28 protein-coding genes are annotated in these 26,762 nt (G+C 41.1%); 19 read left to right on the plus strand and 9 right to left on the minus strand.

The genetic code is table 11. The features are described 5' to 3' along the window. Nucleotides 1–397: 397 nt before the first annotated feature. From HMPREF1535_RS17685 to HMPREF1535_RS17700, 4 genes are all read left to right on the plus strand, one after another. Nucleotides 398–655 carry a GlsB/YeaQ/YmgE family stress response membrane protein gene (locus HMPREF1535_RS17685; protein ID WP_007656269.1) on the plus strand — a complete coding sequence of 86 codons (258 nt, stop codon included), beginning with the start codon at nucleotides 398–400 and terminating at the stop codon, nucleotides 653–655. Between the two features lie 41 nt (nucleotides 656–696). Then, nucleotides 697–993, plus strand: a complete 297-nt coding sequence (locus HMPREF1535_RS17690) for a YtxH domain-containing protein (protein WP_046147020.1) — start codon at nucleotides 697–699, stop codon at nucleotides 991–993. Nucleotides 994–1,019: 26 nt separating this feature from the next. Then, nucleotides 1,020–2,000: a manganese catalase family protein gene (locus tag HMPREF1535_RS17695; RefSeq protein ID WP_007656272.1), complete on the plus strand. Its 981-nt coding sequence runs from the start codon at nucleotides 1,020–1,022 to the stop codon at nucleotides 1,998–2,000. A 125-nt stretch (nucleotides 2,001–2,125) separates the two neighbouring features. Continuing rightward, nucleotides 2,126–2,632 carry an outer membrane protein gene (locus HMPREF1535_RS17700; RefSeq protein ID WP_010803256.1) on the plus strand — a complete coding sequence of 169 codons (507 nt, stop codon included), beginning with the start codon at nucleotides 2,126–2,128 and terminating at the stop codon, nucleotides 2,630–2,632. Between the two features lie 307 nt (nucleotides 2,633–2,939). Here HMPREF1535_RS17700 and HMPREF1535_RS17705 read toward each other — a convergent pair whose 3' ends face one another. Both HMPREF1535_RS17705 and HMPREF1535_RS17710 read right to left on the minus strand, forming a co-directional pair. Beyond that, nucleotides 2,940–3,230: a YtxH domain-containing protein gene (locus HMPREF1535_RS17705; protein ID WP_007656279.1), complete on the minus strand. Its 291-nt coding sequence runs from the start codon at nucleotides 3,228–3,230 to the stop codon at nucleotides 2,940–2,942. Between the two features lie 87 nt (nucleotides 3,231–3,317). Beyond that, nucleotides 3,318–3,893, minus strand: coding sequence for an STM3941 family protein (locus HMPREF1535_RS17710; protein WP_046147607.1), 576 nt, complete (start codon nucleotides 3,891–3,893; stop codon nucleotides 3,318–3,320). Between the two features lie 794 nt (nucleotides 3,894–4,687). On the opposite strand from HMPREF1535_RS17710, the gene HMPREF1535_RS17715 reads away from it, so the two are divergent. The 6 genes from HMPREF1535_RS17715 to HMPREF1535_RS17740 all read left to right on the plus strand — a co-directional run bounded on the left by HMPREF1535_RS17715 (nucleotide 4,688) and on the right by HMPREF1535_RS17740 (nucleotide 8,938). Then, on the plus strand, nucleotides 4,688–5,014 hold the full coding sequence (locus HMPREF1535_RS17715; protein ID WP_007656285.1) for a phage integrase SAM-like domain-containing protein: 327 nt from the start codon (nucleotides 4,688–4,690) through the stop codon (nucleotides 5,012–5,014). Nucleotides 5,015–5,058: 44 nt separating this feature from the next. After that, on the plus strand, nucleotides 5,059–6,768 hold the full coding sequence (locus HMPREF1535_RS17720) for a BACON domain-containing protein (protein ID WP_046147021.1): 1,710 nt from the start codon (nucleotides 5,059–5,061) through the stop codon (nucleotides 6,766–6,768). A 38-nt stretch (nucleotides 6,769–6,806) separates the two neighbouring features. Further along, nucleotides 6,807–7,088 carry an HU family DNA-binding protein gene (locus HMPREF1535_RS17725; protein ID WP_046147022.1) on the plus strand — a complete coding sequence of 94 codons (282 nt, stop codon included), beginning with the start codon at nucleotides 6,807–6,809 and terminating at the stop codon, nucleotides 7,086–7,088. Between the two features lie 102 nt (nucleotides 7,089–7,190). After that, complete coding sequence (locus HMPREF1535_RS17730) at nucleotides 7,191–7,676, plus strand: hypothetical protein (protein WP_046147023.1); 486 nt, start codon at nucleotides 7,191–7,193, stop codon at nucleotides 7,674–7,676. Between the two features lie 158 nt (nucleotides 7,677–7,834). Further along, nucleotides 7,835–8,371 (plus strand): flavodoxin, encoded by a 537-nt coding sequence (locus HMPREF1535_RS17735; protein WP_046147608.1) that lies wholly within the window; start codon nucleotides 7,835–7,837, stop codon nucleotides 8,369–8,371. Between the two features lie 6 nt (nucleotides 8,372–8,377). Continuing rightward, nucleotides 8,378–8,938 (plus strand): flavin reductase family protein, encoded by a 561-nt coding sequence (locus tag HMPREF1535_RS17740; RefSeq protein WP_028729150.1) that lies wholly within the window; start codon nucleotides 8,378–8,380, stop codon nucleotides 8,936–8,938. A gap of 57 nt (nucleotides 8,939–8,995) precedes the next feature. Here the strand turns inward: HMPREF1535_RS17740 and HMPREF1535_RS17745 are convergent, their stop codons facing one another. Together HMPREF1535_RS17745 and HMPREF1535_RS17750 are read right to left on the minus strand one after the other, a co-directional pair. After that, a complete protein-coding gene (locus HMPREF1535_RS17745; protein WP_046147024.1) occupies nucleotides 8,996–9,694 on the minus strand; it encodes an epoxyqueuosine reductase in 699 nt (232 codons plus the stop codon). Next, a complete protein-coding gene (locus HMPREF1535_RS17750; RefSeq protein ID WP_046147609.1) occupies nucleotides 9,682–10,818 on the minus strand; it encodes a GyrI-like domain-containing protein in 1,137 nt (378 codons plus the stop codon). The genes HMPREF1535_RS17745 and HMPREF1535_RS17750 overlap by 13 nt, the downstream gene beginning before the upstream one ends. 254 nt (nucleotides 10,819–11,072) lie before the next feature. Here HMPREF1535_RS17750 and HMPREF1535_RS17755 point away from each other — a divergent pair, with 254 nt between their 5' ends. The 4 genes from HMPREF1535_RS17755 to HMPREF1535_RS17775 all read left to right on the plus strand — a co-directional run bounded on the left by HMPREF1535_RS17755 (nucleotide 11,073) and on the right by HMPREF1535_RS17775 (nucleotide 15,803). Further along, nucleotides 11,073–13,445, plus strand: coding sequence for a TonB-dependent receptor domain-containing protein (locus tag HMPREF1535_RS17755; protein WP_046147025.1), 2,373 nt, complete (start codon nucleotides 11,073–11,075; stop codon nucleotides 13,443–13,445). 380 nt (nucleotides 13,446–13,825) lie between these two features. Then, nucleotides 13,826–14,110, plus strand: a complete 285-nt coding sequence (locus HMPREF1535_RS17765; protein ID WP_046147027.1) for a LysO family transporter — start codon at nucleotides 13,826–13,828, stop codon at nucleotides 14,108–14,110. After that, nucleotides 14,100–14,726, plus strand: coding sequence for a LysO family transporter (locus tag HMPREF1535_RS17770; protein WP_046147028.1), 627 nt, complete (start codon nucleotides 14,100–14,102; stop codon nucleotides 14,724–14,726). Before HMPREF1535_RS17765 ends, HMPREF1535_RS17770 begins: the two co-directional genes overlap by 11 nt. A 60-nt stretch (nucleotides 14,727–14,786) precedes the next feature. Then, nucleotides 14,787–15,803, plus strand: coding sequence for a M28 family peptidase (locus HMPREF1535_RS17775; protein WP_052716743.1), 1,017 nt, complete (start codon nucleotides 14,787–14,789; stop codon nucleotides 15,801–15,803). Nucleotides 15,804–15,868: 65 nt separating this feature from the next. Here HMPREF1535_RS17775 and HMPREF1535_RS17780 read toward each other — a convergent pair whose 3' ends face one another. Beyond that, the gene (locus HMPREF1535_RS17780; RefSeq protein WP_046147029.1) at nucleotides 15,869–17,509 is read right to left on the minus strand and encodes a beta-N-acetylhexosaminidase; all 1,641 of its coding nucleotides are present in this window, start codon (nucleotides 17,507–17,509) and stop codon (nucleotides 15,869–15,871) included. Nucleotides 17,510–18,075: 566 nt separating this feature from the next. Between HMPREF1535_RS17780 and HMPREF1535_RS17785 the strand changes: the two genes are divergently transcribed. After that, nucleotides 18,076–19,401, plus strand: coding sequence for a PhoH family protein (locus HMPREF1535_RS17785; RefSeq protein ID WP_007656311.1), 1,326 nt, complete (start codon nucleotides 18,076–18,078; stop codon nucleotides 19,399–19,401). Between the two features lie 77 nt (nucleotides 19,402–19,478). Here HMPREF1535_RS17785 and HMPREF1535_RS17790 read toward each other — a convergent pair whose 3' ends face one another. Further along, nucleotides 19,479–20,588, minus strand: coding sequence for a family 20 glycosylhydrolase (locus tag HMPREF1535_RS17790; RefSeq protein WP_046147030.1), 1,110 nt, complete (start codon nucleotides 20,586–20,588; stop codon nucleotides 19,479–19,481). 350 nt (nucleotides 20,589–20,938) lie between these two features. On the opposite strand from HMPREF1535_RS17790, the gene HMPREF1535_RS17795 reads away from it, so the two are divergent. Further along, entirely contained in the window at nucleotides 20,939–21,883 is a 945-nt protein-coding gene (locus tag HMPREF1535_RS17795; protein ID WP_235438413.1) for a hypothetical protein, read from the plus strand. A gap of 169 nt (nucleotides 21,884–22,052) precedes the next feature. Here the strand turns inward: HMPREF1535_RS17795 and HMPREF1535_RS17800 are convergent, their stop codons facing one another. The 3 genes from HMPREF1535_RS17800 to HMPREF1535_RS17810 form a co-directional block, all read right to left on the minus strand. Further along, nucleotides 22,053–22,556 (minus strand): DUF6169 family protein, encoded by a 504-nt coding sequence (locus tag HMPREF1535_RS17800; protein WP_046147031.1) that lies wholly within the window; start codon nucleotides 22,554–22,556, stop codon nucleotides 22,053–22,055. Continuing rightward, complete coding sequence (locus HMPREF1535_RS17805; protein WP_129698162.1) at nucleotides 22,553–22,771, minus strand: hypothetical protein; 219 nt, start codon at nucleotides 22,769–22,771, stop codon at nucleotides 22,553–22,555. Before HMPREF1535_RS17805 ends, HMPREF1535_RS17800 begins: the two co-directional genes overlap by 4 nt. 105 nt (nucleotides 22,772–22,876) lie before the next feature. Beyond that, the gene (locus HMPREF1535_RS17810) at nucleotides 22,877–23,380 is read right to left on the minus strand and encodes a GNAT family N-acetyltransferase (protein ID WP_046147033.1); all 504 of its coding nucleotides are present in this window, start codon (nucleotides 23,378–23,380) and stop codon (nucleotides 22,877–22,879) included. Nucleotides 23,381–23,537: 157 nt separating this feature from the next. Between HMPREF1535_RS17810 and HMPREF1535_RS17815 the strand changes: the two genes are divergently transcribed. The 3 genes from HMPREF1535_RS17815 to HMPREF1535_RS17825 are packed head-to-tail and all read left to right on the plus strand — an operon-like array spanning nucleotide 23,538 to nucleotide 26,759. Next, complete coding sequence (locus tag HMPREF1535_RS17815; protein ID WP_046147034.1) at nucleotides 23,538–24,128, plus strand: ATP synthase subunit E; 591 nt, start codon at nucleotides 23,538–23,540, stop codon at nucleotides 24,126–24,128. A 1-nt stretch (nucleotide 24,129) separates the two neighbouring features. Next, complete coding sequence (locus HMPREF1535_RS17820; RefSeq protein ID WP_046147035.1) at nucleotides 24,130–24,999, plus strand: DUF2764 domain-containing protein; 870 nt, start codon at nucleotides 24,130–24,132, stop codon at nucleotides 24,997–24,999. A 2-nt stretch (nucleotides 25,000–25,001) separates the two neighbouring features. Further along, nucleotides 25,002–26,759 (plus strand): V-type ATP synthase subunit A, encoded by a 1,758-nt coding sequence (locus HMPREF1535_RS17825; RefSeq protein ID WP_046147036.1) that lies wholly within the window; start codon nucleotides 25,002–25,004, stop codon nucleotides 26,757–26,759. Nucleotides 26,760–26,762 lie beyond the last annotated feature (3 nt).

A 26,762-nucleotide genomic window follows, 5' to 3' on the forward strand; every position in this document is an offset into this window, starting at 1 on the left:
ACAATTGAAAGATTAAAATGTCCGGTTCGAAAAGGAGTATTTATGAAAATAAAAAGATTTATTAAGGTAATTTTAGTTGGGCTTAGTCCCGAATTATACCTTACAGTCAGTTTTTTACTAGTACTATATTATGTCCAGTCAAATAACGATAATCTTGAAGCATCTGATTATCGGGTTTGTTGCAGATGTATTGACAGCTATATACAATTTTAGACTAATAAAGGCTTGTATGTTTCTGTTTTCGAAAAAGTCGTTAATTAACATAGCTCTATCCAAACCATATTTTTACAGAACCTGTTTTTTCTCGTGTATGGTGATAAGTAGAGTTTTTGTCAGGCCTGACGCTCCTACTCGGTGATTTATTTAATTATTTTATTTACATCCTAAATTTTTTATTATGAATTTTATTTGGTATATTATTATTGGGATCGTTTCCGGATTTCTTGCCGGAAAGATCATGAATGGTGGAGGTTTCGGGCTCCTCATTAATTTGTTGGTGGGAATCATCGGTGGCGTATTAGGAGGTTGGGTATTCGGCCTGTTAGGTATTGCAACTGCCGGTATCCTGGGCAGTCTTATTACTTCTGTTATAGGGGCTGTCTTACTGCTGTGGATCGTTTCTTTCTTCAGGAAACCTCACAAAGCAGACATTTAATTTATCGTTCTAGTATTAATCGTTTTAAACTTATCAGATTTATGGAAACTAATCATTCAAAATTTTGGATGGGCCTGGGTTTGGGCTCGATTATCGGTGCAGTTGTCTATCATTTCTCTTGCTCTTCAAGAGGCAAACAACTGAAAGAAAAAGTACGTCATGTCTTTCATAAGGCCAGTGATAACGCCGAAGAATTAGTGGATGAAGCAAAAGACAAAGCATTGCAAACCGGAACAAAAGTAGCGGATAAGGTAGCCGACGGTACTTTTAATCTTGCGGAAAAAGCCGATGAGGTGAAGAATAAAGTACATGCTTTTGCAGATAATGCGAAGAAATGATAATGTGTAATTTAAAATATTGAGTTATGTTTTATCATGTAAAAGATTTGCAATATAACGCCAGAGTATCTGCCCCCGATCCACGTTTTGCACGTTTGTTATTAGAGCAGTTCGGCGGGTCGAATGGTGAGTTGAAAGCCGCTATGCAGTATTTTGTACAGGCATTCAGTTGCCGTAATCCTTTCCCGGAAAAGTACGATATGCTGATGGATATTGCGACTGAAGAGTTGGGTCATTTGGAGATTGTAGGTGCAACCATCCAGATGTTGCTGGGACCGGTCAACGGTGAGATGAAAGATGTGGTCGAGAATATGGAAATTAATAAGATGATGAATGGTAGAGCAGCGAAAGAAGATTTTATTCACCAGGCTTATACAAATCCTCATTTCCTGGTTTTGGCCCCCGGTAGCCCGGCGCTGACCGACAGTAACGGGAATCCCTGGAGTGCCACTTACGTCACAGCCAATGCCGAACCGACGGTCGATTTACGGTCGAATCTGGCAGCTGAGTCTCGTGCAAAGATCATGTATGAATATCTTATTCCGTTTACGGATGATCCGTATGTGAAGGAAACTCTCGATTTCCTGATGACCCGTGAAGTTGCCCATTATCAGCAATTCGAAGCAGCTTTGGATTCTATTAAACCCAATTTCCCGCCGGGTATTTTTCAGACTAACCCGAAATATAGCAATCTGTATTTCGATATGTCGAAGGAGGAAGAAGCACGCGGACCGTGGAATGAAGGAAGTAGTACCCAGTTGAAAGAGGAGTGGCAATATATCGATAAGCCCCAGGAATATGTTACTTCCACCGACGGGTTGACTAATGTAACTCCTAAAGGAACCGACCGGACTGAAGAGATGGTAAAAGAGAAGGATGAGAAACTTGCCAAGGAACGGAAGAAAATGATTCTTTCCAAAACTCCGGCAAAGGATATGCAGTGGAGCCATTATCAGCCTGACGGAAACATGAAGAAGAATTCTAAAACGAATAAACATTCCAACTAGGAAGTCTGAACATGTTTAGAATCCGATTACCCTGGATTTCATCTATCGGTTGTCATAAGGTAGCTGGCGGTATGTACCAGGGTGATCTTTTATAGGAATAAGTTTTTTAATTAAATTGAATGATCATGAAAAAGTTTATAGGTTTAGTTGTCTTATTGACAATCTCATTAAGTTCATTTGCGCAAAAGGGAGATTTCTCATTATTGGGAAATTTCGGTTATCAAACCGATTTCAAACGTGTTATGATCGGAGCCCAGGGGCGCTATAACCTGACGAACCATGTACGTCTGGCCCCCGACCTGATGTTTTTCTTTCCGAAGAATAAGGTGACAGGGTTCGATATCGATGTGAACGCTCATTATGTCTTCAACTTGCATGAAGATAACTTGTCGCTTTATCCGTTAGCCGGTTTTAATCTACAGAATAATTTCCAGGGCAAACAAACCATCAAGGGGGATGATGGTAAAGAAACTACGCTCGATTCACATAGTTCTACCAATTTCGGGTTTAACCTGGGTGCCGGCCTTACCTATAATTTAGATAAACGCAACTTTCTGAATGTCGAGTATAAATATGTATTCGGCAAAGATAACAACTCCGTTATCGCATTTGGTTGGGGATACCGTTTCTAGTAAGAAGACAACTATCGTTTTAAACAAATAGAAAAAGTTATGAATAAAATAATTATATCTATGGCGCTTTTAGGCGTCATGCAGATTTCTTATGCCCAGGAAAAAGAAGGCTGTATGTTGAATAATCGTATATCTCTAAACCGTAACCTACTCTGAAAAAGGGAGTACCTCGATTAATCAGAGACCTCTTGCAAATTAAGCACTTTTTTAGGGGTACTCACTTGAATTTGATCTGTTATGGGGATCACACAAAAAGGGGAAAGAAATTAAGTTTTCTTCCCCCTTTTACTTTGGTAATCCGGCGAGATCAGTCGAGTTTTTCTTTTATATCCTTTTTGGTTTTGTCGTAACCCTCCTTGATATTCTTTTTCGCCTCTTGTGCATTTTCTTTGACATCTTCTTTGGTGTCGTTCCAGGCATCTTTCACTTTGTCAGCCCCTTTGTCGATCTTGTCCGCAGCTTTGTCCATCGCATGGTCGACAGATTCTTTGGCATTTTCTACTTTGTGATTTACTTTATCCTGGGTTGTCTTGTTACCGCAGGATGCTAATAGCAGGACGACTGTGCCTGCTATTGCTGCTAAAACTAACTTTCTCATTTGTTTAATTGGTATTTAATTAATACTAGTTTTTATAAAACAGAACTGATAAGTGGAAAGTTCTGTTTAAGGTCTGAATATTAACTGTTATAAATGTTTTTCGTTCAACAATTCCTCTCTTTTTTCTGTATTGGCTCTGATCATCTTCTTTATAAATCCGGTTAGTTTCATAGCACTGACTTCATAAAAGCCTATGCGTATAAATATAGCTTTGATTCCGTTTTTCTCATACAGTTTGTCAAAGCGCCAAAACCACGTGGGACGGACGGTGGCTGGTTTATAATCCCTGTCTATCAGAAGACGTATAAAATATTGTCCCCTGTAATAGAATTCATCTGCTCTGAGGATTGCGTCCCATTCGATTTCTTCACGTATATCGGACATTTCCGTGATACCGTTTTCTGTCAGAATAATGTAAGGTTTTCTGTCGAAGTAAGTGCCGATACCGAAAATCAGACATAGAACGGACAAGATAATAAAACTCCAGCCCACCACATAATAATCGGGATGGTGAAGGAAAAGTTTACCGGCAATTGCCAGTAGCAAACTAACTAAAATAAATAGAATGGCCTTACTTCTGGATTTATATATAACTACCTTGTTATCTATACAGGTTTCTGAATCCAATAGTTTCACGGATGACTGTTTTGTGAATGTTTCCATACATATATACATTTAATATTAATACAGGTTGAATAAAAAAAATATCAATTGCCAAATAGAATTGACTGGGTGTATAAATTAAACATTACTAATTCTTTATAGGTTCGGATTTTATTCGGATTGCTAGCAATAATTAACGAAATGACGATAATTTTTTAGAGAGTTTCGATTATCGTTATTCGCAAAATAGAAAATTGTCATTTTGATAATTATCCCTTACATTCCCGGCTCTATTTGGAAACAGGAATGTAGGGGATATTTTTTTGTGTTTCTGCAAGAGTTAAGGTTTGACGTAGAGATATTTGTAGAAGATAAAATGTACATTTAAGTAGGTAATAATAAAATCATCGTAATGATTTTAGAGCTAGTGGCAGAAATAAGACAAAACCAGTTACAATCTGTCACCTGAAAACTACCTGTCCGGAAATACCTTCCAGCCTTATGGAAGGTCTATTACCCCCGTTTTATGAGATAATCACGAAGTAAATTTCCTGATATTTTGTAATGTTAAAAAAATCATTGCAATGACCAGTCCGGTTCATTGTGATAAGTACCTGGAGTCATTGTGATGACTTCCACAAGGTATTGTGATGATAGGGAAGAATCATTGCAATGAATTTGTGTAAAGGTGGAAATGAGGGTAGGAAATGATGGTGAAAGATGTGATTTTCTTTCTAAAACATGCTTTTTTAGAGATAGTGCAGTTAGCGAAAACCGCGAAAACCGAACAATCTGCAAGCCGGGAATGTTTATCTTTATCTTTTTGATTAATAACGATAAAGAAGGAAAAAGTTATGAGAAATAAAGATTTTTGCATACTGATGCTCGAGCAGGAAAAGCAGAAGCGCAGTAATGGGGATGAAAGCACGGCCGATTTGTATCGTGCTACCCGAAATCATTTTGCCACATTCGTTCGTGAGAGAGGAAAGAGCGGGTTGCTGGGGGATGTGACGCAGGATGTTGTGCAGGAGTTTATTCGGTATCTGAAAGGAAAGAAACTGCGTGTAAATTCGGTGAATAGTTATATCAGCAACCTGCGTGCGATGTACAACCGTGCCTGCCGAGGTTGGAAAGGGCGGCCTGAGGAACGGCCGTTCGAGGGGATGCAGTTACAACGGTAACCGGCGAGGAACAAAATATTAAAATCGTACAGGAAGGATCGACCTTGAATGTAGGCGGCGCCATTTCGTTGGAGGCCGCTTCCGGTTCGGAAGGTCAATCAACATTTACCCTCACAAAGGGACTAAACTGGCGTGCTCTTTTATCCGACGGTTGGCTGAGTTGGGCGTCAGGCGATCTGGCCAACAGCGGTGATGAAGCTACAGGAGGGGAACAAATCCTAAAAGTCAAAGCGGCTTCCAGTAACCCGTATGCATCAGCACGAACGGGAAGTATAACGGTAGAAGGAGGTGGGTCGGTCGGCAGTTCAACATATAACGATCTGAAAAAAGAGATATCCGTAGAGCAGACCGGTTCCACGGTCACTTGTCCCACCCAACCGGTAGAAGTAAGTGCGGAGGGAGCGATCGATGCGTCTTCTCAGTTTACAGCCACTCCCTATTTATCGTGGAAAATAACAGTTTCGGAAGCTGATAACTGGATTGGTCTGACCGGTCAAACGACGGGGCAGACCACGACAAATTCTCAAAATGTTGTTTTTAATGTTCCTGTCAATCCCAATTCCGAGGAACGTACGGGTGCAATAATAGTCCGTGTGGGAGATGAATCCAAAGGGCCGACGGGTAATATAGCCGTTCAGCAGGCGGCTTCATCCTTAACAGTAGATGAAATTCCCACATCTTTGGCTCCGACAGCGGAGGCTTCGGGTTCTGTCGCTTTTACGGCAACGAAAGGCCTTTCCTACATTATCACTTACCCGGATTGGCTGACCTTTACTGGTGAAACAACAGGTTCTACGAGTGGAGGCAAACAAACCTTTAACTACAAGACCAATAGCATAAACAAAAACAAAGAGGCACGCAACGGGAATATATCGGTGGCAGCCGGAAACATGGCAAAGGGAACTGCCATATCACAGGAGGCTTCGGTGTTCAAGGTGGAACCTCGAACGATTGAATTACCAAATACTGCCTCTTCCGCCGAAGCGACAATCACAGGAACATCTGGATTGTCATGGGAATTAACGAGAGCAAAAACGGGAGATGAAGCGATAACTACTGTGGTAACTAGCGGAGAATTGACAAGTACTTCCCACACCGTAACATTTAGTGCCCAAGCAAACGAAGGCGGAGAACGTTCAGCGGATTTTATCCTTGCTGTAACCGGCGGTAATCATTCGGATACGGTTACGGTTAAACAAGCCAGTGGGTTGAATACGATAACGATAAATCAGGCGGTTGCAGATTCTTATAAAAAATATTACGAAGATTATAGTTCGAGTGCGACAGCTTTGCCTTTTTATTATGATGGAGGAAATTATGGTTTGTCTGGTCCCTATGGAGGGGACTACAAAGGTAATTCTGATACTTATCTGGTAGATGCTCCTTATACTATAGAGGTTGAAGCAACACAGAGTAAAAGTCTTAATATGTACACTGCAGCTGCAATAAAAGTTTGTACAGATAAGGGAAAGGGGTGGCGTATTCCGACAATGATTGAGTTATATGCAATATGGGATATATGCAGGGGAAGTAACTTTGATGCAACTGACGATGAAGCAGCGACATATACATTTGGGGATGGAATGGGAGTTAGAAATGCACAAAATGTGGTGGTTCCTTATTGGAGTAGTTCGGTTGGAAAGCCTTATTTTAGTGTACGTTCGGTAATCTATTTTCAAACAGGTAAATTTAATACCAGTGGTACAACCGGAGAAAAAAATCTATATCCGGTTCGTTGCGTTCGTGAAAAATAAGAAGACTTTAAGTTAATCCATAAAAAATAGATGTAATTATGAACAAAGCAGATTTTGTCAGCAAACTGGCTGTGGAGATGAATATTTCGCAACAGCAATCACGTCAATTTGTGAAAGCCTTTCAGGTAGTGTTAACAGAAGCAATGAAACAGGATAGTCCTGTTATGCTTCAGGGTTTCGGTACTTTTACTCCGTGGTCGCAAAAAGAGCGTATCGGCCGTAATCCCCATACCGGTATCTCTTGTGCAATACCGGCACGTACGAGTGTCAAGTTTAAACCCGGGAAGTTTTTGCTTAGAGATTTAAACCCATCCAAATAGAGAGCAGGTGGAGACACAGATGTTTTTAGCTATTATGTGTCTCCACTTGCTTCTGTTTTTTTGATTTCCCTCAATTATTTATTAACGCCTATTAGATATATCATGAAGAAACAAAACAAATTAGAGGCCTTATTCCCCAACGGAAAAGTGCCGGAAGCGAAGGATTTTAACCGTAGCCTTGACGAAATGTCAAAAGAAGGCCGTAACCATTTACGTGAAAAGATTTACAAAATTGCATTTACTGTATGGTCAACTTTACCTAAAAAACATCAGAAGTTCATCGAAGAAGTTATCGTCCATGATCGTCAGTCCTATGTTGACTTTATACAACAAAGAACGGTAATGGCCTGTCTGCGTTGTCCGCTTCGTTTTCCTGTTTTGTTTATTCGGATGCTGCATTTGACCGAAGTTGTTGAACGGACTGCGCAAACCTCTATAAATCATATCGCAATGTCTGTTCTGATTTGTTTTCAGATTTGCGGAAAGATCAGTACGCTGGCCGGGCATATCGGCAAAGGGGAGATTGCCTATGAAGAGGTGCTGGTGTTGGCTGGGAAGATGACGGTGGTGGAGTTTTGCGGAGGGTGAGGAGCTATTGAAAAATAAATAATAATACAATCGTATATGCTGGCGGTTTACGATCAGTAATTTGGGTTAGATAATCAGTGATTTATATACTTTTATATTGGATACTATTCTGTAATTTTGTGTCATAACAATAAAAATAAGAATTACATATGACAACAATGAAAGTTATAGGTATGATTATGGTAGTGATCATGATGTTATGTATCCCCATAAATGCACAGACGCAAAGTGATAAGACATTGGTTGCTTATTTTTCGGCAACAGGTACAACGGAGAAAGCAGCAAAGTTGATTGTAGAAGTTACAGGTGGAACGCTCTACGAAATACAACCTGAAAAAGAATACGTCACTGCTGATTTGGATTGGCATGACAAGTCTTCACGTAGCAGTGTGGAGATGTCAAATGCTAAATCACGTCCTGCGTTAAAATCTAAACCGGAGAATCTTGCAGATTACGATATCATTTATATAGGTTTCCCTATTTGGTGGAATTCAGCTCCGAGAATCATCAATACTTTTATTGAAAGCGGTGATTTTGCAGGTAAAATGATTATTCCGTTTGCAACATCGGGGAGCAGCAGTATTTCTAATGCAGAAAAAGAGCTACAGGAAACCTATCCTGATATGAAGTGGCAGAAGGGCCGACTTCTGAACGGTGCGACGAAGGAAAATATTAAGAAATGGACTAAAAAATAAATTATCATGAGAAAGAATTTTGGGGCAAAGCCCTTTACTTATCCGCAGCCGGTGTTTATTATCGCTGCTTATGATGAAAACGGTACTCCCAATGCTATGAATGCGGCTTGGGGCGGTATCAGCGAGATGCATGAAATTAGTATTTGTATTAGTGAGGGACATAAAACGACAGCCAATATACTGAAACGTAAGGCTTTTACCGTGAGTATGGCAGAGGTCGGACAGGTGATAGCCTGTGATTATGTGGGTATTGTTTCCGGTAATAAGGTTTCGGATAAATTTGCTCGTGCAGGTTTCCATGCGACTCGTTCGGAGTTTGTGGATGCACCGTTGATTGACGAATTATCCGTAGTGTTGGAATGTAAATTGAAAGATTATAATCCTGAAACCTGTATTTTGCGAGGTGAAATAATAAATGTAAGCGTGGATGAACGTGTTCTCGACGAAAACGGAAAAGTAGATGTATCTAAAGTGTCTCCTATTATATTCGACCCGTTCAATAACGATTACCTGGAAGTGGGTAAAAAGGTTGGTAATGCCTTTTCGGATGGTAAGAGATTGAAATAAGGAGCAACTTTCGGAGGTTACAATCGGTGAGAATTGTGCTGTAGGAGAGGACAGGGTTTAAATATTCCTCTTTATATATGTTTGTGTTCTGGGACAATGCACAAGGCATTTCAAACAGGTACTACATCCATGTATGTTAACGATTTCATCTCTTGAAACCGATCTACTCCAAACTTTACCTTTAAGGACTTTTCTCTCGCAGATATTGACGCAGGTAATGCAATTACCGCATTTGGGAGATAGAGGTTCATGCAATTCTGTTTTCAGTGGAGCATCAGTTAAAACGGTACCGAGACATTGTGCTGCGCCATATTCAGGAGTAATTAGCAGATTGTTTTTCCCAATCCATCCTAATCCGCCAAGTAGTGCAACGGTTTTATGGGGCAATACTGATTCTTTTGTTTCATAATCGAATACGCCGTCGGCTAATAATCCCGTATCGGATTGCGAAATGGCTTTATAGCCCTTCCCGGTGATGAACTTGGCCAATTCGTCTGCTATTTCTCCGGCTTTATGTTCGGTTTGCGAATATTCATCATCGTCGAAATTGTAATTATCCGCTATTCGTGCTTGTACGTAGTCGGGAATATTAAATACCATTTTAGCATATTCTGCGGTTAGCGGGAGCGCAAAAACAATGGCGGTCGGGAGTTGCCTGTTTTGCTTTTCGTCTAAATGCGATATATTGACAAAGCGTATCAGTGTTGCTCCTTGATTTTTTAATTTGTTTTCTATCTCTTGGTTTAAGTATTGCATGTCTCTTTTTTTGTAATAGGGATATAAATATCTGTTATAAGCTCCGAAGCCGGAGTTTTTTCGGGAGTGTTGATGTAAGTCTCAAAGGTGAATTGTTCCCGCAGGGTATAATCGCTTGTCGGCAACCAGTCAAGGTAAATATGGCGGTATACCTTATTTAATTCATGATAAAACCCTTTGAAACGAAAGATTGCATATTCTCCCGTATGAATTTCATAAACGCCAAAGCCTTTCGGAGCTTCAAATGATTGCGGCAATGTTACCCCAATCATAAAACGGTTTTGTTCTTCTGGCGTGATATACGGATAATCGAGAGTCAAACTCACGTATTTACATCCTTTTGAAGATAATTCATATTTTTCGGAAAATTGTAGCAACTGCTTCCACAAAACAGAGAAACTATGGATGACATTATTTGTTCTTTCCAATTTCAAGTATGCGATTCGAATACCAGATATTTTTTCAATACTTGGTTCAATTCGTATCGGATTCTTCCTCTCGGGATTGACGTTTGAATGCTTTTTACGAAATTCTGGAATGGAACAATTAAAATAACTCTTGAATGCCCTCGAAAATGTGTGCTTGTTCTGATAATTGATTTGATCGAGAAGCTTCGGGACACTTACGTCAGTTGTTATTAGCTTAAATGCAATGTACTCTAATCTCAGTCGTTGAATGTACATTCCAATATTTTCGCCACAAACAGCCTTGAAAAGCCTGCGAAAATAATATTTGGAGATACCTGCAACATGGGATAGTTTGTCGGAATCAAGGTCATCAAACAAATGACGGTTGATATACTCCTGAACTCTTATAATCAAATTATATTGCACATGAGCCGTATTGATTTTTTGTTTCCACCTCTTAATATTCGGAAGTCGTTTGGACATTTCCGCTCTCAACTCTTCCGACGTGAGATTAACTCCTGTTTCTTTATAATATTCTTCGGGGAACAGCCCCCAAAGATAAATGAGATAATCCATTGAGAAATCATAGAGTTTAACCCCGTTATGCAAACAATAGTCGCAATATTCCACATTTTGGTTTGCCTCAAGATTTGTATAATCTATATCTAAAGGTATTCCACATGTTTGGCAATATTTTGTTTCAGCATTGATTTTCATAAATATCTTATTATTCAGGTACAAAGTTAACCAATAGATTGTACTAAAGGTTACCATAAATAGCCTTCTTTTAAAAGAAAACAGGGAATACCTTAATAATCATAGATTAGTCTGTTACCTGTGTTATTATCTGATTCTTCTTTGTTAGGATAGCGGGCGATAAGACTAAATAACACTTCATAAGCCAACGATAACATAGTTTCTTGACATAACCTCTTTTCTTTGCAGTATAGGAACTGATAAAGCAAACGGATATGAAAAGAATATTTTACTATGTGATACTTATCCTGATTGGTGGTAACGGGATGATGATGGCTCAGAATGGTTTGATCCATGGGAGAGTGACGGATATGGAAAATAATCCGGTTGACGGCGTAGCCGTTGTTCTCCAGACATTGGATTCGGTTTATGTGGATGCGGTGGTAACGGACAGTCTGGGTAGTTTTAATCTGGACCATGTGGCGGAACAGACATGCCGGCTTTTATTCCAACATCTATTATATGAACCATTCCAGTTGGAGATATCCGGGGAAGATGTCGGAACTGTCCGGCTGACTTCTAAAAACTATGAGCTGGATGGCGTGGTTGTTAAGGCGGAGCGTCCGCAAGTGAAAGTAGAGAACGGGGCTTTGAAATATGATGTTCCTCAATTGATGAAAGATAAATCGGTCAGTAATGCCTTTGAAGTTGTAAAACAATTGCCGGGTATTATCGGCGGCTCGGATGAGATACAGTTATTGGGAGCCGGTTCCCCGCAAATCATTCTGAACGGGCAGTTGACAACTATGTCGGTAGACCAGTTGATAACCATGCTGAAAAGTATCCCTTCTTCACGGGTGAAAAATGTAGAAGTGATGTACAACGCTCCCGCTAAATATAATATCAGAGGCGCGGTAATCAATGTGATTCTGGACAAGGGGACAACTGACAGCACAGCCTTACAGGGAGAAGTAGGCGTCGATTATCTCCAAAAACATTATGCTTCGGGCAAGGCACATGCCAATTTGTTGTATTCGACTCCTGACCTGACCGTAGACTTTCTGGTGAATGGTAATAAAGGACGTTATTTCGAGGGGGAAGATATTATGGCAAGGCATACCCTGGAAACAGGAGTGACGGAAATCCATCAATTCGGACGAGGAAACGGTCATATAAACAGCGGAGATATCCGATTGGGACTGGACTATAAATTCAAAAATGAAGATAAGTTGTCGGCAGCCTATTCCTTAGGAGGCAATAGGGTGAAAAAGAACCGGACAGCCAATACCTCCTTTTCTACACCCGAAAAATCTGTTTCGGAAGAAGAGCGTTTCAGTCGGACTACCGGAGAAGATAAGATTACTCTGCACAATATCCGCTTGCAGTATGACGGTCATAGCGGTGTTACAGCCGGAATGGATTTTACCAACTACCATTCGCCTTCTTTCCAGAATTTCCTGGAGAATCGTGGTGAGGAAACGCTGACTGATATGCAGAACAATTCCAAACAGGATATTTCACAATGGGCGTTATTTGCCAACCATACACACACTTTTGCCACCGGGTGGACACTGAATTACGGTGTCCACGGTGGTTACACTTCCTCAAAGACCTATATCGATTATCTGTATAATAAAGGGGATGGTTACGAACCGGATCCGGATTTACTGGAGAACAATTTGCAGAAAGAATATACAGCCAATGTCTTTGCCGAAGTATCCAAAAATTTCGGAGAACATTTCTCGGCAACAGCTTCTTTGAAAGGAGAATATTTTAAATCGGATTATACTTCCAACGGCAAGAAATCGACACTTTGGAATGATTGGACCTTCTTCCCGAATGCCTCGTTGAGTTATCTGTTTACACCGCAGCATATTTTGCAGCTGAACGTGAACAGCAATAAAACATATCCGTCTTATTGGGAGATTACACCGCAGGCTACACCCATAAACTCTTATTCCGTAGTAATGGGTAATCCGGCTTTGAAGCCTTACCGTTCCTATCAGGGACAGTTGCTTTATATCCTGAAACAAAAATATACTTTCATGGTTTTTGCCCAGTATGAACCGGATTATTTTGCCCAGTTACCTTATCAGAGTTCAACGGAACTGAAGAATGTGTTCCGTTACGAGAATATGGATTATAACCTGGTTGCAGGAGTAGGAGCTGTTATCCCGTTCCGCATCGGTGAATTTATGAACAGCCAGTTTACGGCACAGGGCATCCGGATGCAACAGAAGCTGGATCATTTTAATGATATTTCTTTTGATAATAGTAAATACCTGGGGCAGTTCTTCCTGAATAATACATTTACTTTATCAAAATCACGTCCGAATCTGAAACTGGATTTGAACGGTTATTATATCACCGGAGCCGTGCAGGGAATCTACGATTTGGGTTCTGTCTATAATGTTTCAGCCGGTTTGAAATGGCAGTTTGCCAATGACAAGGCAACGGTTCTTCTGAAATGTGACAATATTTTCCGGAGCAATCTTCCTAATAAAATCGAAATTAATCAGGCAAACCAATACAGCCGCCTGACTAAGATTGACGATACTCGTTGCCTGACTGTTTCCTTCATCTGGAAATTCGGGGGGTATAAGAGTAAAGAGCATGATAAGGTAGATACTTCCAGGTTTGGAAAATAGTATCGGTAGTCCTGTTCATTCTGAAATTTCATGTGTCCGGTCTGTCATTTTGATAGCCGGATGGGTGAGATTCTGCCTTGCAGGCCTGCTATGGGTATCAATTTGGTATATTGAAATTTTGTTTTTATCTTTGCGTCCGAATTGGACAAAGCATTTGAATATGAATAAAATTTATACAATAAATGATATAAAGAAACAGAATGCCCTCGTGACGTGTGGTATTCCTGTTGTGCATGTCCATTGGTTCAGTGGTTTTATCTAAATAATATTTCCTTTCTTCTCCGGCATCAGCTTTCCGGAGTTTTTATAACACCATTCATTTTTATTAGTAACGTATCGCGGGAGAATCCTTATTCGTCCGTGTTAAATTGATTATACATATGTTTATAGTTTTATGCCTGTTATGCATAGGGACAGGTGCGGGCTATCTGTTCCGTCGTGCTCATAGTTTAAGGAAATTGGAAAATACAATCTCTTATACCATATTCGCCATGTTATTTGTTTTCGGCATTACTATCGGGGCAAACAAAACCTTAGTGGATAATATTGGTGATTTTGGTTTGCAGGCAGCGTTGCTGGCTGGTTGCGGTGTACTGGGAAGCCTGTTGGCCTCTTATATTGCATATAAATTTTTATCAGAGAAAGGAGACGGTGATGAAAAGTAATCTGATTGTTATATGTTGCTTTTTTGCAGGGATACTTTGTGGAATGTTCGGGGGGGAGGAACTGGCTGCCTATTGTACAAAATTACCGACATGGTTATTGTATGCGCTTATTATCCAGGTCGGATTGAATATAGGTTCTAACGGAGAGATGGGAGCCATGCTGCGGAGCGTACGGTTGTCCAGTCTTTTACTGCCATTGTTTACGATATTAGGCACATTGCTTTTCTCAGCGATAGCAAGTGTGCTGCTGAAGACCTGGAATGTATATGATTGTATGGCGGTTGGAAGTGGATTTGCTTACTATTCTTTATCGTCGTTGCTGATTGTACAGTTCAAGGAGGCTTCTGCCGGAATAGAGATTGCCACACAGTTGGGAACTATTGCTTTACTGGCTAATATTATCCGGGAGATGATGGCTTTATTCGGTGCGCCGGTTTATGCCTCTTTATTCGGGAAGTTTGCTCCGGTATCTGTTGCCGGCATCAACTCGATGGATGTCTGTCTGCCCGTTATCAGCAGGTATTCGGGAAAAGGGATTGTCCCCATTGCTATTATTCATGGAATCATCCTGGAGATTAGCGTTCCGCTATTGATATCGTTGTTTTGTAAGTTATGATTTTGATTTTGGGATATAATTTATAGCTTTGTGGACAAACAAGCTTAATACCTTAAAATTATGCGAATAAACAGCTTAGCGGCCTCTCTCTTTCTGCTCATTATTATCGGTGGGTTCTCATGTAAAAATAAGAATACTGGAAATGTTTCAGAGGGAGAGGAAAAGCCCGGATTGGCGGTCTCTGTTCCCGATTTCAATGCAGATAGTGCTTATTCCTATATTGTCGAACAAATTGCTTTCGGACCACGTGTACCGAATACGGAGGCACATCGTCATTGCAGTGATTATCTGATTGCAGGTCTGAAACGTTTTGGGGCAGCGGTGCAGGTACAGGAAGCAATGCTTACTGCTTATAACGGTGACCGTTTGAATGCTCGTAATATTATCGGGTCATATAATCCGGATAATCCCCGGCGGATTCTGCTTTTTGCGCATTGGGATACGCGTCCCTATGCCGACCATGACCCAAATCCTGACAAATGGCGTGTTCCCATTGACGGTGCGGATGATGGGGCCAGTGGAGTAGGTGTCCTGCTGGAAATATGTCGTCAGTTAGGCGGTCAGAATCCGAATATCGGTATCGATGTTATATTTTTCGATGCAGAAGATTATGGTACTCCCCGTTTTATAACTGAAAACAGTCCGGAAGAGAGTTGGTGTCTTGGTTCACAGTATTGGTCTGCCAATCCCCATGTGACTAATTATCGGGCGGATTATGGGATATTACTTGATATGGTGGGGAGTCGTAATGCAACCTTCTTCAAGGAAGCCACTTCCATGGAATATGCTTCTCAGGTTGTGGAGAAGGTTTGGGAGGCTGCGCGCAATCTCGGCTATGGCAAGTTCTTCTTTAATGAACCGGGAGGCGGTGTGCTTGACGACCATACCTTTATTATCAGAGGACGGAATATACCCTGTATCGATATTATAAACTATGACCCGGAAAGTTCACACCGCTTTGGTACTTACTGGCATACACATGATGATAATTTGGATAACATAGACCAGACGACCTTGAAAGCTGTTGGTCAAACTGTTCTGGAAGTGATTTATAAAGGGGTGGAAAATAATATTTAAGGAAATACAGATTTGAAAAATAAAAAGCATAGGCCGAAATCAATAACCGGCCTATGCTTTTTGTTCTATCTCGGAACGATCTCGAACGGAACCCTGACAAATACACCATGTTTCATCAAATTCATCAGATTCGGATACATTCGTTCCTTAAAGGAATCCCAGCTCCGGTGTTCCATCTGTGTCCATCCGGCTTCGGCCAAAGCAAGGCCGCGTGGATAGGTCATATAAGTCACACGGTTAATATCCTGCATCGCTTCTCCCCATAATGTGCCGGTGATGCCTAAAATATGCGCCTGTTGTGAGGCAGGAAGTCCGTATCCGGGGTCGAAGCGGTAACTGGTTTCCAGCGTGGTGACAGGCATTCCCCAGTTCTTAAACTCCGGAAGGTCGCCTTTTAGTTGCGGATAGTCCAGATAAGTATATTCACCCGGAGCCATGATTAACGGATTACCATGTTTTGCAGTTAGTTCGATACATTTGGGAGTTAATCCGGCACGCCAGGTGATCAGTGTGGCGTCTTTGGGATAATCGAACAGGTATTCATTGGCCGGCATACGGACATTATCCAGCTCGCACCATAACATCGGTTCTTTTCCGTATTTGCGGACAGAGGCCAGTATTTTATCGAAGAAATAATTCATTAACTGCGATTCTTTGGTGTAACCAAGTTGTTTCATTAAATTCTGGCAGTGGGTACATTTGGTCCAGTTCTTTTCGATAACAGCTTCGTCTCCTCCTAAATGGATTTTGGAGGAAGGGAATATATCGGCTATTTCTTTGATGATATCGTCATAAACGGTATACACTTTGTCATTATTGGCACAAAGCATCAGATCGACTGTTTGCCCCATTATTTTCTGAATCGTATCGGTGTGTGTACATCCCAGTTCCGGATAAGTAGCCAAAACTGCCACCGTGTGACCGGGGATATCCAGTTCGGGAATGATTTCAACGTTTCTGTCGGCTGCGTATTTGATGAGGTCTTTCAGTTGTTCCTGTGTATAGAAACCATTGTCGGGTCCGTTGGAGCCGGTTTTCGGATTGCGGAATGCCCCGATCTCTGTTAGTTTGGGGTGTTTTTTGATTTCAACACGCCATCCCTGATCGTCAGTCAGATGTAACTGCAAAACATTGTATTTGTATTTTGCCATCTGGTTGATATAGAATTTTACATCTTCTACAGGAAGAAAGTGGCGGGCAGGGTCAAGCATCAATGCCCGGTAACCATAGCGGGGTTCGTCGTCGATACGGATAGGAGCGATTTGATTGTTCGCAGTGTTACATACATCTCCCAGCAATATCTGATCCAGTGTTTTCAGTCCGTAGAAGAGGGCGGCATGGCTGCTTCCTTTGATCGATAGTTTCTTTTCTGAAATATCCAGCATGTAGTGTTCTTTCCCTTTTATTGAAGGGTCGAGTTCTATCTCGATAACAGAATTACCGGATGTGGAAGGAGCACCGATATCGGCAACCTGTCCGGTTCGTTCGCCCAGAATACGCTGTAGTTCAAATAAACAAAATGCTTGTTTGGGCAGATTGGTTTTAACGGTTGTCCGGGGAGTAAGGACGAAATTCTTTTTACCTGTCATCTGTTCGATTCGATTAGGCAGAGGCAATAAAGCCGAAGTATTGCTCTGTCCGAAAGAAAGTGTTGCCGCTAATAGCAGTAATGACGTAATTTTGAGTTTCTTAGTATTAAAAATCATACATCTTAGGTTATTTTGTTATTAAAAAATCAGATCTTCGGTACAAAGATACATAACGAGATTAATTATCCTGGTATCTTATGAACTTTTCGTTATCAATGAATACGATGCAAAGATAGGTAAGCCTATTTTATAAAAGAACTCAATGGCTCCCAACGGGACTCAACGGGCACATACAGGCACTTTTTTCTTTTATTCAAAAAAACAATTGTTTTCAGTTACAAATACAACTGTTTTTGAATGCAAATACAATTGTTTTTGTGTTTGAATACAATTGTTTTTTCAGAGCCGGAAGGATGCAAAAAAATAAAATCCTTTTTATTTATTCTTATATATAATGTAGGGAATTGACAGCCTTCAGGCAGGAGGTGGTGTAAAGTGTTGAATATGAGTGTGTAAGACGTGACAGCCTTCAGGCATTTTGTTTAACTCCTGATTTTTAACCGATTATGAAATTCGCACAAAACTAGAATAAATTGGTCCGGCGCATTTATTTTCCGTTTTAAACCAAACAAGTTCCAAAAATGTTTTTAACTTAGAAGCGATAATCTTTAAATCGAAAGATCATGGGAGCAAAGAAGAATTTTGTATTGGATACCAACGTTATCTTGCATGACTACAAGTGTATCGAAAATTTTCAGGAGAATGATATCTATCTTCCTATCGTCGTGTTGGAAGAGTTGGATAAATTTAAAAAGGGGAGCGACCAGATTAATTATAATGCCCGTGAATTTGTGCGCGAGCTGGATCTGATGACCAGTAACGATCTCTTTTTGAAAGGTGCCTCGTTGGGACCGGGTTTGGGAACATTACATGTCGTAACAGGTGACAAATACCAGGAAAAGATAGCTTTGTCTTTCCCGGACAGGACGCCTGACCACCGTATCTTATCCTGCACGCTTTCCGTTGCAGAAAAGACACCTAAGATGCAGACTATCCTGGTTACGAAGGATGTCAACCTGCGTATGAAAGCCCGTGCATTGGGTATTCAGGTGGAAGACTACATCACGGATAAGGTAATCAATGTCGATATCTTTGAACGTGCTCAGGATACCTACGAAAATATAGATCCTGATCTGATCGATAAGATCTATTCAACCCCTGACGGACTGGATGCGGATTTGTTCGAATTCAAATCTAAACTCGAACCGAACGAATGCTTTATATTGAAGAGTATACGGGCTTCTGTTTTAGCTCGTTATAATCCGTTTACAGGAAAGATAAAGAAGGTGGAAAAGAGTTCTAATTATGGTATTCAACCCCGTAATGCGGAACAAAGTTTTGCTTTTGAAATTTTGAATGATCCGGACGTGAAACTGGTTGGACTGACGGGTAAAGCCGGGACAGGTAAGACCTTGCTGGCACTGGCTGCCGCACTTAAACAAGCCGGACTTTATAAGCAAATCCTGCTGGCACGTCCGATTGTGGCGTTGGCAAATAAGGATATCGGATTCCTGCCGGGAGACGAAAAACAGAAAGTAGCTCCTTATATGCAGCCTCTGTTCGATAATCTGAACGTGATAAAGAACCAGTTCGCTCCCGGAAGCCAGGATGTCCGTAAAATAGATGATTTACAAAAGAATAATCAGTTGGTCATCGAGGCGTTGGCCTTTATTCGCGGACGTAGTTTATCGGAAACTTTCTGTATCATTGATGAAGCCCAGAATCTGACTCCGCATGAGATCAAGACGATCATCACCCGTGCCGGAGAAGGAACAAAGATGGTATTTACAGGTGATATCCAGCAGATCGACTCGCCTTATCTGGATGCCCAAAGTAATGGTCTGGCCTATATGGTCGACAAGATGAAAGGGCAGGAGTTGTTTGCCCATATCAACCTGATCAAGGGTGAACGTAGCCAGTTGTCTGAGTTGGCTTCGGATCTGTTATAAGAGTATTATAAAATAAAAATATCCGTGTATGTGAGAATGCTCAGTACACGGATATTTATTTTCTAAGAGAATTTCTTTTATTTGCTCATCGACTTATAGGCGCTAATCAGTTTTTTGATAGTGACCACATCCGATACCTCCTGCTGCTCACTTTCCGGTTTGTAATAGTTTTCCAGAAAACCGTCGGCACCTGACCATACTGTCTCAATAATACCCTGGAAACGGTTGCTCATTTGAGAGCCGGATTGCTGGCGGAAACGTTTCATATCATCCAATTGTTTGAGGGCAACTTCCGGTTTTCGCCAGGGACAAGTGGCGACGTCAAATCCTTTCATTGCAAAATAGACAGCCGTTTGTTCCGGACGTTCGTAATGCCAGTCGCAAATGAAAACTTCTTTCGGGATAAGGTCGATGGCACGATACGTATTGTTCATACTAGCTTCCCAGGCACCGATACCGGTTGTTTTGCCATCTATCAGGCGATCGCCCCATATCATTAACCGTTTTCCCTGTTGAGCTAAGTGATTTTGTATTTTGGTTACCTCTCCGGCATATAATTCTGCTTTATCGCGTCCGCTGCAACGAGGACATTTATCATCTCCGATATAGAAAACTTCATCCATGCCGGCATGAAACAGATCGGTTTCAAATGCGTCCGTCAGTTCGTCGACTAAAGCGAATACAACTTTATGCACATCGGGGTGAAGAGGGCAGTAACTTTTGCAATATAAACCGTCCGGGTTAGGCCATCCGGTATAGTTTTTCGTATCTACATGCGGTGTTTCATCAAATTCCGGATATTCGCGGAGCAGGGCATAAGTTGTTTCTGCCCATGACTGATGACCGAGCAGGTTTATCTGCGGTGCTATCCGTATGTTATGTTTCCGGCAGGTGGCGACGATTCGTTTTACATCCTGAAGGGTAAGCGGATTGGGATCACGCAGTTCCGGATGAGACTCGTAAGCATAATTCCAGTCAACCCGGAGAATGAGCAGGTTGAAATGTCCGGGAGCAAGTTCTTCTTCGATAAACTTCAGGAAAACATCCATTTTCTGCACAGACGGGGCTGCTATTGCCAATCCTCTGACAGGAAGGATACTGTCCAGCATGTTTACATTTGTTTGTGCAAAAATGCCGTTAGTTGTTATACAAATCAAAAGGCATGCGATCGTGATGAAGTGTTTCATGGAATTCAAGTATTAAATTGTAATGTAAATATGGTTTGTAACTAATTATAATTTAGCATATTCCAAAGATAACTATTTTGAATTTAACACACAATTATTCTTCTTGAAAAAAGATAGGACTTTTGATTTTAAAAGTCCCTTATTTTAAAGTTAAAGGTCCTGTTTTAACATTTGTAAAGTCCTATGCTTTTTTTCAGGAAGTTATTTTTTCATTTTCCAATGCTTTTGAAGTGTAAAAACATAACAGATAAGGATGAAAATTTATCTTTTTTTACCTACTTTTGTCTGTTAATCATTAACGCATGCGCATCGGTCGCATTCTATTCACTAGTATACAAAAAGATAATTCCATGAAACCTACCAGGAACCGTATATTCTGCCCACAATGTAAACGCCCCAAAATGTTGTTTGAGAGCCAGAAGAAGGCTGACAACTTTATTGAGTTCAACAAATCTGAAATTGAAGAAAACAATCGTTATGCCCCATGCCGGAGTTATTATTGCCCGTTTTGTGCAGGGTGGCATGTGACGCATCACCAGAACTTTGACGAATCGAGAATAGAAGATATCGATACAGTCATTGAAAATTATAAGAACTGTAGTGCTGTGAAACTAATTCTGCCCACTACGGAACAAAATGTGGAAGATATACTTGACGAAGTAAAAAAAGTGATGAAAGAAGGTGATTATGAGGCGTGTGGCAGGTTGCTTCGTTGTGTGAAAAATCTGATTGAAACATTCAAGAATAAAGGAAAACCTACCAATAGGCAGATCAATATTATAGAACGGTATGTAAGATACGACATGAAGGTGAATGTTCATTTGGGAATATTTGATGTTGAAGACGATGATTTAGTTATCAGCAGGGCTAACAGACTGATCGATGAACTTCATAGAGCATTGAAAACGAATGAGACGAAGGATATTGAAAATACTTTGGCTTTATGTCAGAAGGTATATGATGATCATATTGGTGAACCTGAACGGATTAAACATCTGGGAGATAAGCTGTGTGTCGTTCATACTATATTGGCTTGCCGGAAAGGTGTGGAAGCCGTAATGGAGTTAAAGGAAATAGATACCCGGGTGCTGATCAGATTTTTACAAGATAAATTTAAGGAATTGGAACTCAACTATACTTATCAGGAATATTCGTACTGTGCGATGACGGTGCAGACATTGTTTAAATTATATCAATTGATAGCGGACAGTAAAAAATATCCTGATAAAATAGAGAGTATCCGTATGGAACTGTACCAATGGGTTGAAAAATTACATCAGACTTTAAAACAATAAAATGATTCTTCGTAAAGCATGTGAAAGTTTACTTACTAAGTAAGTTCCGATCTACTTATCGAGTAAGCTTCCGTCTACTTAGTAAGTAACCTTAGGGTTTACTTATCGAGTAGGTTGAAGGGTACTTATTAAGTAGGTTTTTCTTTAGTTTGCCCCTTCCTTTCTGTCGTCATTCAGGTTTTTGATTGAGTAACTGGATGGATTCTGTGAATTCTGTTACAATTTCGGAAAGGAATGGATTGTCATTTCGTAAAATGAGTGTCGCAAAATTAATAATGCCATCCATATCCATAACAGATGATGATATCATTGTAAAGAAAGCCTTATACTGATAAGTAGAAAACCAATATTCAAATAAGCGACTACGCATGTGTTGCTTATTGTCTCCTGTATCGCAAATATAAAGTAAAGTAGAGTTGTTTTGATTAAAGAACTCATCAATAATTGCGACTATTGTATCGCGTACTTTTCTATCGCGTGGTGACTTATGATTATTTACATTTGCAATGATCAGCTGATATGAATCTTTTGTAAGCAAAAGATCATCTTTCATAAAGCCAACAGAATAGTGTACGCCTGTTTCAGTGAAAAATTGATAAAACCCGATGTTGTTAGTCGATTCTACAAAATATGGCGATACCGTATTGACATGTTCCAATGAAAGAGGCTTCATAAAGCAAAAAAATTATCAGCTTTTTTACCGGTGCGCTTCTCATAAGTTTCTTTCATTGTCATTTCAAGTTCGGCAAGGCATTCCTGCTTCTTGTTTTTTGCAGCATGGAACTTCGCAAGAACTTCTTCTCTTGTTTGTTTTTTTGTTGTCATGATGAATACTTTACTTTTAGCAAAAGTAAGAAATAAAGACTTATAAAACAAATCTTTATTCATTTCTTTTGTCAAAGAATGCCTTTGTTTTTTATTTTGTCATTTTAGTGGTTGATAACTGTCAGTCATCCTTAATTCTCAGTAGAGCTGGCATCTCCTCTGACTTTTTTAATTTGCCACTTCCATCCGCATAATATAATCATTCATATAATAACCGTTCCCAATATGAAAATCGCGTGTCGCATGTTCATGGAATCCCATATGTTTATAGAAACCGATAGCCGGGTTCTCGCGGTTCACATTTAGTTCGACGGTAAACGGTCCCGGATGGATTGTCTTCAAGTAAGCAACCCCCTGTTCGATGATAAAACGTCCGATACCAGAACCATGTAAAGAAGGAAGCGAATAGATTTTTTGGAACTCATACAAGTCTTTCTCAACTGTTTCGATAGACAGGTATCCGGAAGGTTCTCCGTCCTTGTAAATGATAAAGAACTCATGATGAAGTTCATTCATCTGGTTAAGAATACTTTCCGGGGCATACATCATCTCAAACATATAGTCGAGTTGCTCACGGGAGAGGATAGAACCATAAGTCGGCTCCCATATTTGGGATGCCAAGTTTCTGATTAGCAGACAGTCGTCTGTAGTAGCTTTTCTAATTGAGAACATATAATGCGATTTTTAGACCAACAAAATTAGAAATTAATTTATAGTGTTTCATTTTTTAGATTGATTTTGCATTTATTTCAGCATTTATTCACGAAAAATAATAACTTTGTGGGCGTTTAATATCTGAGAGAAATACAACTTAATAAATATATTTAAAATGGATACAAAGATTCAGGAACTGACCGACAAGATCTACAAAGAAGGAGTAGAGAAGGGGAACGAAGAAGCCGGACGGATCATTGCCGATGCAAATGCTCAGAAACAAGCGATTGTCAGCGAAGCGGAAGCAGAAGCAAAACGTATTGTTGCAGCGGCACAAAAACAGGCTGCCGAGCTGAAGAAAAATACAGAAGCCGAATTGAAGCTGTTCGCTACCCAGGCCGTAGAAGCGCTGAAGAGCGAAATTGTGAACCTCATAACCGGAAAGATTACTTCCTCGAATGTAAAAGCGATCGTTTCTGACACCGCTTTCATGCAGAAAGTTATTCTGGAAATGGCCAAAGAATGGGCTAAGAAAGAAGCGATCACGATCCAGACTGCCGATGCGGACGCATTAACCAAATATTTCGAGGCAAATGCCAAATCATTGCTGGACGGCGGCGTGAAGATCGAGAAAGTAAGCGGAAAGAATGCCGGCTTTACTATTGTTCCTGCCGACGGTTCCTATAAAGTAAGCTTCGGGGAAGACGAATTTGTTGCATTCTTCAAAGAATTCCTGCGTCCCGGACTGGTAGAAATGTTGTTCTGATATGAGTAAATACTACTGTCTGATAGCCGGACTCCCTAATATATCATTGGATGATAGTAAACTGACCTATTCCGTTTCTGAATTCAGAAAGGAACTGGACGGTATTCTTACGTCCCGTGATAAGAAGCTGGTAGACTTGTTTTTCCTCAAATTCGATAATAAGAACCTACTGGCTTTCTCTAAATATCCGGACTTTGACCCGGACGAGAAGGGAAGTATTACATACGACGAGTACAAAAGTCTGTTTGATGCTTTGAAGGATGGTGAAAAGCCGCCGAAGAACAAACGGATCCCTCCTTATTTCATCGAGTTCTTCAAACTGTATCTGGATAGCCTGAAAAAAGAGGAAAAACAGACGATCTCCTGGGAAGACCGCCTGGCAGCCCTTTATTACGACTATGCAATGAAATGTAGCAACGGTTTTATCCGTAACTGGTTTGAACTGAACCTCAATATCAATAACATGCTGACCGCTATTACTTGCCGTAAGTATGGATTTGATAAAGCAGACTATATAGTGGGACACAACGAGGTAGCCGAAGCTATCCGTACTTCCAATGCCCGTGACTTCGGACTGGGAGATACGGTGGACTATCTGCCCGACCTGCAACGCATCGCCGAAGAACCGGACCTGATGGCCCGTGAAAAGAAAGTGGATTTGCTGAAATGGAAATGGCTGGACGATAATACGTTCTTCAAAACTTTCGACATAGAAAGTGTGTTCGCCTACTTGCTGAAGCTGGAAATGATCGAACGCTGGGTTACTCTGGATAAGGTGACGGGCGAGAAGACCTTCCGCGAAATAGTAGGAGCAATGAAGCATGGTAGTGAGAATGCGTTGGAAGAATTTAAAAGAAACAATAATAAATAATTATGGCTACGAAAGGAATTGTAAAAGGAATCGTATCCAACCTGGTGACCGTAGAGGTGGATGGGCCGGTTTCTCAAAATGAAATCTGTTACATTTCCGTAGGAGGCGTGAAGCTGATGGCGGAGGTTATTAAAGTAATAGGGAAGGATGCCTTTGTTCAGGTATTTGAAAGTACACGTGGGATGCGTGTAGGTGACGAAGCCGAGTTTGAAGGGCACATGCTTGAAGTAACATTGGGTCCGGGTATGCTGTCGCGTAACTACGACGGTTTGCAGAATGACCTGGATAAAATGGACGGCGTGTTCCTGAAACGTGGTGAATATACATTTGCACTGGATAACGATAAACTGTGGGACTTCAAACCGCTGGCGAAAGTGGGTGATCAGGTGGCCGCAGGTGACTGGTTGGGCGAAGTGGATGAAAACTTCCAGCCGCACAAGATCATGGTGCCTTTCACATTTAAAGGAACTTATACCGTAAAGAGCCTGGCGGAAGCCGGACAATATACCATCAATCAGACGATCGCCGTTCTGACTGACGAAGAAGGTAAGGATATTGATGTGAATATGATACAGCGTTGGCCTGTGAAAAGGGCTGTTACCTGTTACAAAGAAAAACCGCGTCCTTACAAACTGTTGGAAACAGGTGTCCGTACGATCGATACGGTAAACCCGATCGTAGAAGGCGGTACGGGATTTATCCCCGGTCCGTTCGGTACGGGTAAGACCGTGCTTCAGCACGCTATCTCCAAACAGGCCGAAGCCGATATCGTTATTATCGCTGCCTGCGGTGAACGTGCGAATGAGGTTGTGGAAATCTTTACCGAGTTCCCCGAACTGATCGACCCGCATACAGGACGTAAGCTGATGGAACGTACCATCATTATCGCTAATACTTCAAACATGCCTGTGGCTGCCCGTGAAGCATCTGTATATACCGCCATGACACTGGCTGAATATTATCGTAGCATGGGATTGAAAGTGTTGCTGATGGCCGACTCCACTTCCCGTTGGGCACAGGCATTGCGTGAGATGTCCAACCGTCTGGAAGAACTTCCCGGACCAGATGCGTTCCCGATGGACTTATCTGCTATCGTGGCTAACTTCTATGCCCGTGCAGGTTTCGTTGAATTGAACAATGGAAAGACAGGTTCGGTAACCTTTATTGGTACGGTATCGCCGGCCGGTGGTAACCTGAAGGAACCGGTAACAGAAAATACGAAGAAGGTAGCCCGCTGTTTCTACGCTTTGGAGCAGGAGCGTGCCGACCGCAAACGTTATCCGGCTGTGAACCCGATCGACAGTTATTCGAAATATCTGGAATATCCTGAATTCCAGGAATATATCGCCAAACATATCTCTCCGGAATGGATCGACAAGGTAAACGAGATCAAGACCCGTATGTTGCGTGGTAAGGAAATCGCCGAACAGATCAACATCCTGGGTGATGACGGTGTACCGGTGGAATACCATGTTACTTTCTGGAAGTCAGAATTGATCGACTTCGTGATCCTGCAACAGGATGCTTTCGATGCGATCGATGCTGTGACACCGCTGGCTCGTCAGGAATTTATGCTGGATAAGGTGGTGAAGATCTGTCATGCGGAATTCCGTTTCGACACCTTCCTTGAAGTAATGGAATATTTCAAACAGATGATCAACGTCTTCAAGCAGATGAACTATTCCGAATACGAAAGCGACCAGTTTAAGAAGTTCAACGATCAACTTGACGCCCTGCTCGCAGAGCGCATGGAAAAATAACAG

Source organism: Parabacteroides goldsteinii DSM 19448 = WAL 12034, assembly GCF_000969835.1.
GTDB lineage: Bacteria > Bacteroidota > Bacteroidia > Bacteroidales > Tannerellaceae > Parabacteroides > Parabacteroides goldsteinii.